General features: G+C 35.5%; 7 protein-coding genes. 4 read left to right on the top strand and 3 right to left on the bottom strand.

Features of this window, described 5'->3' with window-relative positions:
* Nucleotides 1-42: 42 nt before the first annotated feature.
* The 3 genes from H9631_RS17685 to H9631_RS17675 are packed head-to-tail and all read right to left on the bottom strand — an operon-like array spanning nt 43 to nt 1,227.
* Nucleotides 43-366 (bottom strand): DUF7010 family protein, encoded by a 324-nt coding sequence (locus H9631_RS17685; protein ID WP_191815150.1) that lies wholly within the window; start codon nt 364-366, stop codon nt 43-45.
* A 10-nt stretch (nt 367-376) separates the two neighbouring features.
* Complete coding sequence (locus tag H9631_RS17680) at nt 377-790, bottom strand: hypothetical protein (RefSeq protein ID WP_191815148.1); 414 nt, start codon at nt 788-790, stop codon at nt 377-379.
* Nucleotides 787-1,227 (bottom strand): LytTR family DNA-binding domain-containing protein, encoded by a 441-nt coding sequence (locus H9631_RS17675; RefSeq protein ID WP_191815146.1) that lies wholly within the window; start codon nt 1,225-1,227, stop codon nt 787-789. The genes H9631_RS17680 and H9631_RS17675 overlap by 4 nt, the downstream gene beginning before the upstream one ends.
* 718 nt (nt 1,228-1,945) lie before the next feature.
* On the opposite strand from H9631_RS17675, the gene H9631_RS17670 reads away from it, so the two are divergent.
* From H9631_RS17670 to H9631_RS17655, 4 genes are read left to right on the top strand one after another with little or no spacing between them, the layout of a single operon-like run.
* Nucleotides 1,946-2,998, top strand: coding sequence for an iron-siderophore ABC transporter substrate-binding protein (locus H9631_RS17670; RefSeq protein ID WP_191815145.1), 1,053 nt, complete (start codon nt 1,946-1,948; stop codon nt 2,996-2,998).
* A complete protein-coding gene (locus tag H9631_RS17665) occupies nt 2,988-4,031 on the top strand; it encodes a FecCD family ABC transporter permease (RefSeq protein WP_191815143.1) in 1,044 nt (347 codons plus the stop codon). The genes H9631_RS17670 and H9631_RS17665 overlap by 11 nt, the downstream gene beginning before the upstream one ends.
* Nucleotides 4,028-5,065, top strand: coding sequence for a FecCD family ABC transporter permease (locus H9631_RS17660; RefSeq protein WP_191815141.1), 1,038 nt, complete (start codon nt 4,028-4,030; stop codon nt 5,063-5,065). The genes H9631_RS17665 and H9631_RS17660 overlap by 4 nt, the downstream gene beginning before the upstream one ends.
* Nucleotides 5,065-5,868: an ABC transporter ATP-binding protein gene (locus H9631_RS17655; protein ID WP_160708466.1), complete on the top strand. Its 804-nt coding sequence runs from the start codon at nt 5,065-5,067 to the stop codon at nt 5,866-5,868. The genes H9631_RS17660 and H9631_RS17655 overlap by 1 nt, the downstream gene beginning before the upstream one ends.
* Nucleotides 5,869-6,000: the final 132 nt, after the last annotated feature.

The following is a 6,000-nucleotide window of genomic DNA, read 5'->3' as shown; positions in this document are numbered from 1 at the left end:
ACTTGAGCAGTGGTTCTCTGGCCTTCCCAACTACATCAAGGCTTATTTGCCAATTTCTCTCTGCGAAAGTTGAGTAATTAAATATAAAACTTGATTGTTTGTTGCCATCAATAGTCCATTAATTAATGGATTTTCTTTATAAAATAAATCAACATTTAATATTTTGGCACAAAGAATTGAAACTGGAAACAGCAATGCACCACAAGATAAAATGCCTATATTCTTTATTATTAAATCTAAAGGCAGCAAAGTGATTATTGTAATAACTCCCCAAATAAATATCGAGGCCATAATAAAAGGAAGCCCCTTCTTTTGTTTCTTTGCAATGTCATTTAATAGTATTTGTAAGCTAGTATTGATGTTCATTTCCGACTCCTTATTTTTTTAGCGCTTTATTCAAACTATCCGCTATTTTTTTATTTTCATATTTTGAGAAAAAGTAAAATCCGATGATATGACCAATCAACGTTATCACTAAAATTAGCAACAAATAGGGTTTGACAAATTCAAATACTTTCGGTGAGAAAAGATATACGCTTTCTATACCACAGAAAAAATTCAATAAAGTACTAATAATAATTTTAGTTGTTACTTTGAATGTAGAGTAGTTCCACAAATAGGGATAAGCTATACCAAAAACAATCCCCATCAGAATACTGATTCCAATTAAATTCCAAATATAAAGAAATGGGATTTCTTCATGAAGGTTAAAAATAGTAATTAAAAAAACAATCCAAATCATCCCCAAAAATGAACCCTGCAAAAAGCTATTTTTTAGGTCTTTTATCATATCAATCTCTCCTTAATAGACTTTGCATAGTGTCTACTGACAATATACTTATTTTGTTGTTTTGTAATAACTTCCAATCTCGCATGGCTTCCCGAAGCAAACGAGCGTATTTGATTCAAATTCAAAATCATCGAATTGTTGATTCTAACTAATCCGAATGACTCCAGGTGAGCTAATTCTTTTAAAATTTTATTGAGAAATAGTTCTGTACCATCTATTAAAAAGATTTTGGTGAAATGGCCTGATGCTTCAATTACTTCGATGTCATTTAGTTCAATCATAACCTGACGATTTGTTTTGAGATCTGTTGCGAATAATGTCATAGGTTGAAAAAAACGTTGTTCAAACGTCGAAAGCAATTCTTTATTCGATGGATTACTAGTAATTTCAATTTCAGAAGATGGTTGATTGTTTTTCCAAATATAGTTGAATTTCATGTTGATCTCCTTTCTGTTTATAGCGTAGCAACACTTCTCAGAACTTACGATGATTTTTCGTTTTGTTGCAAAAAAAATAGACTTTGTTGCAACATTGAATCAGTAAATTGAAAACGACAGTATCCGACCATCAAAAGCCCCAAAGATATTCAGTTAGTGCTAAAGTCAATGATTATTAAAACTGAAGTATTTTTGCGAAATGTTTAATGCTTTGGATAGTGCTATATAAATTTCTCTGTAGATATTTGATTAGAAGATACCTTCTGCTTTATAAGCTACCTCAAAATTACTAACTATCCATATGCGACTATTGTTGTTTAAATATCTTCACGTCCTAGTCGCTCTTCGATAACCTGCGAGTTTTCATCCATACGGACAAACGGGAGAATAATGATAAACCCCAGCACTTTTGAATAGAGTGTAACAGCACTCTATAACTTTCCAAGATGCAGTACTTGTAGTCAATAAAACTAAAATGTATATCAATCAGTAAGCCGATAAATATGCTGTGGTCTCTTCATAATAATAAAAAATCCAAGGAGAAAAATAAGCACTTTTAAAAGAGGTATTTAATCTAGTAATCATATAAATAGCATTGACAGTTCATTATATGTGGGGTAAACTTTCGATAATGATAATCATTATCAATATATGGTGTTAATGGATTTTATCATGACTGATGCACCTCAAATACATATAGAAATAGGAAGGATTATATATGCAAAACAAAAAAACGTTTTTATTAATGTTGATGTTGATTATTACAGTTTCCCTTGCATTATTAGGTTGTTCTAGCCAGTCTTCAAAAGATGATGTAGAAAAACCAAAGACAGCTGCATCAAAGGAAACAGACTCTCAATATCCAATTACTATTACCCATGCTTTAGGTGAGGCTGTTATCAAAAGCAAACCAGAACGAGTTGTAACAATTCAATGGGCAAACCATGATATTGCTTTAGCATTAGGTGTAGTGCCAGTTGGTTTTTCAGCTGCAAACTTTGGTGTTCAAGATGATAGTGGATTATTACCATGGACAAAAGAAAAGTTGGATGAACTTGGAGAAACTAATCCTAATGTATTTCAAGATACGGATGGTTTAGATTTTGAAGCAATTGCTGATGCTAATCCAGACGTCATCCTTGCTGCATATTCTGGTATTACAGAAGAAGAATATGAAACATTATCTGAAATTGCCCCTGTTGTTGCCTACCCAATTGCCCCATGGGCAACTACATGGCGTGAGCAAGTTGAGCTCAATGCTACAGGTATGGGTATGAAAGAAGAAGGTGAGCAACTTATTAAAGATACAGAGCAATTAATTGCTGAAAAACTAAGTGCTTACCCTCAAATTGATGGTAAAAAAGTCGTATGGGTTAACTTTTCAGCGAAAGATTTATCTCAATTACACATTTATACTCCAGTTGATTCACGTGCAGCGTTTTTAGAAGAGTTGGGTTTGACTTATCCAGAAAGTGTGACTGCACTAATTAAAGATCCAAAGAGCTACTCATTAGAATTGAGTGCTGAGAATACAGAAGCTTTATTTGATGCAGATTTAATTGTTGGTTATGGTGATGATGCGCTTTATGAAACAATTAAAGCAGATCCAATACTAGGAAAAATTCCAGCAATTGAAAGAGGTTCTGTGGCATTTATTACAAGCGAGTCACCATTAGTAGCAGCAGGAACTCCAAATCCACTGTCCATAGCTTATACAATTGATGAATATCTAAAATTAATCGGTGGAGCTATTGATAAAATTGAAGAATAGCACTTCGGCTTCTAAAACAAAGCAACTTGAATTACAAGTACCAAAGCATTTTTCACTTATTTTAGTGGTGGGACTAATTTTATTAATAGTCACAATCATAGCTTCTTTTGTCTTAGGGGCTAGGGTGGTCAGCGTTCAGGAATTAATCGATGGGTTGTTTTATCAAAATCATGATTCCTATGGTGCAAACGTAGTGCAAAAGCGAATTTCGCGTACGATTTTTAGTTTGTGCTGCGGTGCAGCGTTAGGTATTGCGGGTGTACTTATGCAATCTGTGACACGTAATCCATTAGCTGACCCGAGTATTTTAGGTGTTAATACAGGTGCAGCTCTGTTTGTAGTGGGTGGTATTACATTTATAAATATTACTACAGCCAGTGAGTATATTTGGTTAGCTTTAATCGGAGCAGCCGTAACAACAGTTTTCGTTTTTGGAATAGGCTCTATGGGGCGTGGTGGCGCAACGCCAATAAAATTAGTTTTAGCTGGAGCTGCAACCACTGCAGCTCTTTCTTCACTTGTAACTGCAATTATGATTCCAAGTCAATATGCGATGGATCAATTTAGGTTTTGGCAAGTAGGAAGTGTTGGTTCAGGGTCATGGAATTCAATCACTATTTTTATTCCTTTTTTACTAATAGGGATGATACTAGCGTTCGTATCAGCGCCAGCACTAAATGCATTAGCATTAGGTGACGATGTTGCAAGAGGTCTAGGTGTACGACCTGGTTTATTGAGAGTATTTGCAGTTTGCGCAGGGGTTATTTTATGTGGAGTAACTACTGCTTTAGCCGGTCCAATCGGTTTTATCGGTCTTTTAGCTACTCATGCAATGCGTTTAGTTATTGGGCCAGATTTACGCTTTTTAATTCCTATGTCAGCATTAGCAGGAGCGATTATTTTAACATTTTCTGATGTGGTAGGCAGGCTCTTGGGAAGTCCAGGGGAACTTGAAGTAGGTATTATTACAGCGTTTATTGGTGCACCAATCCTCATCTTATTAGCAAAGAAATCGAAGGTGAGGTCATTATGAGAAACCAATCTGGTGAAGTAATTTTTATGATGGTAGGTATGCGTAAAAGAAAAAGACGCTGGGTTTTTGTTACCTCTTTATTAGCCATTTTAGCTGTCGTACTTTGTTGTGCGATGTTATTGTTAGGAAACACGATTTATCCGGCGAATGTGGTTATTCGATCTTTAATGGGAGAAGAAATTGCTGGAGCTAATTTTGCAGTTAATACGATTCGACTTCCAAGAATGATTACAGGACTATTTGCAGGGTTTGCTTTTGGCGTGGCAGGTTATATTTTTCAAACCATTTTACGAAATCCATTAGCCAATCCAAATATTTTAGGCATTACATCAGGTTCTAGTGCGGCAGCAGTATTTTGTATTACAGTATTACATTTAAGCAATACAGCTATATCTATTGCGGCGGTTATGGCAGGATTAATTATTGTAATCGCCATGTATTTTTTATCTCGTGGTCGATCATTTTCGATTGGACGTTTAATTATTATCGGGATTGGGATGCAAGCGATGTTAGATGCGGTCATTTCATATTTGATGCTAAAAAGTGCGCAACAAGATATTGCAGGGGTACTTAGATGGTTAAGTGGTAGTTTAAATGGTTCAAAAATGAGTGAAGTACTTCCTTTAATTATCATAGTAGCTGTATGTACGCCTATTATGCTATTACTTGGCAAACAGTTAAGTATGCTAGAATTAGGTGACCAAATGGCAGCATCACTTGGTGTAGCGACCGATAAAATACGAATCATTTTAATTGGAAGTTCCGTATTTATAATTGCAATTGCTACAGCAACGACTGGGCCAATTGCCTTCATATCTTTTTTAGCAGGACCAATTGCAAATCGCCTAGTTGGTGTCAGTGCGTCAAATATTCTTCCAGCAGGTTTAGTCGGAGCCAATCTTGTATTATTTGCAGATTTAATTGGACAGTTTGCATTTGAATATAGGTTCCCAGTAGGTGTTATTACGGGATTACTTGGAGCACCATATTTAATTTACTTACTAATCCGAATGAACCGAAAAGGAGAATTGTAATGAGCAATACACATGTTTTTCGAGTAGAGCAGCTTGTTGCTGGCTATGATGATAAAACTATTCTTCAAGGAATAGATCTTGAAGTACCCAAAAATAAAATTAGCGTTATTATAGGTGCAAATGGTTGCGGAAAATCAACACTTTTAAAAACAATGGCAAAACTTATTAAACCAACGGAAGGTAATGTCACACTTGATGGCAAAGCTATCAACAAATACCCGCCAAAGCAACTGGCACGTTTATTAGGAATCCTTCCTCAGTCTCCTGTAGTACCTGATGGAATTACTGTCGCCGACTTAGTTGGTCGAGGAAGGTTTCCACACCAGTCTTTATTCAGTGGATGGTCGAAAAAAGATTATGAAGCTGTAGAAGAAGCTATGGAGTTTATGAATATCCAAGAATTTGCGAATCACGATATTGATGAGCTTTCAGGTGGCCAACGCCAGCGTGTATGGATTGCAATGGCACTTGCGCAACAAACAGATATTTTACTTCTAGATGAACCAACGACTTTTTTAGATATAACTTATCAGGTAGAAATACTGGACTTACTTACAAATTTAAATCGTAAGTACGGTACAACTATTGTTATGGTATTGCATGATATTAATTTATCAGCACGTTATGCGGACTGTATTTTTGCAGTGAAAAAAGGACAGCTTATAGCAGAAGGAACACCTACTGAAGTTCTAACAAGTGATCTAGTAAAATCAGTCTTTGATTTAAATTGTGTTGTCATTTCAGATCCAATTTCCAATACTCCATTAGTTATTCCAAAAGGGCGGTATCATGTAGTTGATTGAGAAATATCTGAACGGTTCTCGAGTCTATAATAATAAAGTTTCTCTAGGTTATCCGATAAGTTGCAAAAGCATAAGCACGCAAACCCAAAATCATATCTCAATTTAGGGTTCAGATAGCCTGAAAAGGAAGTT

It is taken from the genome of Bacillus norwichensis (genome assembly GCF_014836955.1).
GTDB classification, from domain to species: Bacteria; Bacillota; Bacilli; order Bacillales; family Bacillaceae_C; genus Siminovitchia; species Siminovitchia norwichensis.
The sequence above is the reverse complement of the archived record's forward strand: the minus strand, read 5'-3'. Positions and strand labels throughout refer to the sequence as shown.

Coding starts and splice junctions, on each gene's coding strand:
- H9631_RS17655 (WP_160708466.1), top strand. CDS start 5,065: ATGAGCAATACACATGTTTTTCGAGTAGAGCAGCTTGTTGCTGGCTAT.
- H9631_RS17660 (WP_191815141.1), top strand. CDS start 4,028: ATGAGAAACCAATCTGGTGAAGTAATTTTTATGATGGTAGGTATGCGT.
- H9631_RS17680 (WP_191815148.1), bottom strand. CDS start 790: ATGATAAAAGACCTAAAAAATAGCTTTTTGCAGGGTTCATTTTTGGGG.
- H9631_RS17670 (WP_191815145.1), top strand. CDS start 1,946: ATGCAAAACAAAAAAACGTTTTTATTAATGTTGATGTTGATTATTACA.
- H9631_RS17685 (WP_191815150.1), bottom strand. CDS start 366: ATGAACATCAATACTAGCTTACAAATACTATTAAATGACATTGCAAAG.
- H9631_RS17675 (WP_191815146.1), bottom strand. CDS start 1,227: ATGAAATTCAACTATATTTGGAAAAACAATCAACCATCTTCTGAAATT.